Origin of the sequence: Sphingobium sufflavum (genome assembly GCF_021403115.1) — a bacterium.
GTDB lineage: Bacteria > Pseudomonadota > Alphaproteobacteria > Sphingomonadales > Sphingomonadaceae > Sphingobium > Sphingobium sufflavum.
This window is the reverse complement of sequence record NZ_JAJSSH010000034.1, coordinates 1-1,401: the sequence shown is the minus strand read 5'-3', so window position 1 is coordinate 1,401 and position 1,401 is coordinate 1. Positions and strand designations below refer to the sequence as shown.

Below are 1,401 nucleotides of genomic sequence, written 5' to 3'. Positions count from 1 at the left end.
GGACCCGGCCGCTGGCCAAGCCAGCTCATCATCGTGCGCCACGGGCAAAGCGCCGGGAATGTCGCGCGCGATGCAGCACATGAGGCGGAGGAGGACCGCATCCCCCTGTCCATCCGATGCTGATGTGCCGCTGAGCGATCTCGGGCGCGAGCAGGCGGCGGCGCTGGGGCACTGGTTCGCTGAGCAACCTGAAGAGGACCGACCGGAAGTCATCTTGTCCTCGCCCTATCTTCGCGCCTGCCAGACCGCAGACATTTTCCGCGCGCAGGGCGGCGCCCCCCGAGATGAGCCGATCTGCTTCGACGAGCGTCTGCGAGAAAAGGAGTTCGGGATACTGGATGGCCTGACCAGCACGGGCATCCGTCACCTCCAGCCGGAACAGGCGGCATTCCGGCAACTGCTCGGCAAATTCTATCATCGCTCGCCGGGAGGGGAGAGTTGGTGCGACGTTATCCTGCGCCTACGCTCTGTAATGGACACCATCTCGCTGCATTATGCGGGCAAGCGCGTGATGATCTTTTCGCACCAGGTCGTCGTGTTATGCTTGCGCTACATTATCGAGAATCTGGGTGAGCAGGAGATACTTGCCATCGACGCCATAGGCGATGTGGCGAATTGCGCCATCACCGATTACCGTTTCGATGAGGCGGCGGGAAAGCTGCTCCTGCAGCGTTACAATGTCACCGCAGCGATGGAGAAGGAAGCGACGCCCGTCACCAAAGCCCCGGACCGCATCGCGGGCGCGCGCGGGTGACCGAAATCGACGATGCCTGGCTTACAGCCCATCCCCTGCCCGACTTGGACACCGTATGCGATAAGGACAGCCGGGGTCGCGTGCTGGTGGTTGGCGGGGCGGAGTTCGTGCCCGGCGCGCTGCGGCTGACTGGCGAGGCAGCGCTGCGTGCGGGTGCGGGCAAGCTGCAGCTCGCAACGGTCAAGACTGTGGCGATGGCTCTGGGTGTGCTGATCCCCGAAGCGGCCATGATTGCCCTGCCTTCCGATGAGAAGGGCGAGATTGCCGCGGAGGCGGCGGAGGTGCTTCGCGAAAAGCTCCTGCGCTGCGACGCCCTGATTCTAGGCCCTGGCATGAGCATTGGCGAGCGCACCGACCAGCTAGTGGCTGACCTCCTCAGTGCGCCGGACGCCTCGCGTACCATCTTGCTGGACGCGGCGGCGCTGACGTCGGCGCAATATTTGGAAGGACTGATCGCGGCGCATCACGGGCATGTCATACTGACGCCCCATCATGGCGAAATGGCGCATCTTTCCGGGCTGGAGGTCGAAGCGGTGAAGGCCGATCCGGAGGGCGTGGCCCGCGACATCGCACAACGGTTCAACGCCATCATCTTGCTAAAAGGCAAGGAGAGCATTCTTGCCGCCCCGTCAGGCGAAATAGCGATC

Annotated in this window: 2 protein-coding genes; both read left to right on the top strand. The window is 63.7% G+C overall.

Features of this window, described 5'->3' with window-relative positions; genetic code table 11:
• Positions 1-754, top strand: a 754-nt coding sequence (locus tag LWE61_RS20505) for a histidine phosphatase family protein (RefSeq protein ID WP_407696282.1), incomplete at its 5' end; no start/stop codon positions are given.
• On the top strand, positions 751-1,401 hold a 651-nt coding region (locus LWE61_RS20500; RefSeq protein ID WP_234152499.1), incomplete at its 3' end, for an ADP-dependent NAD(P)H-hydrate dehydratase. The genes LWE61_RS20505 and LWE61_RS20500, both read left to right, overlap by 4 nt.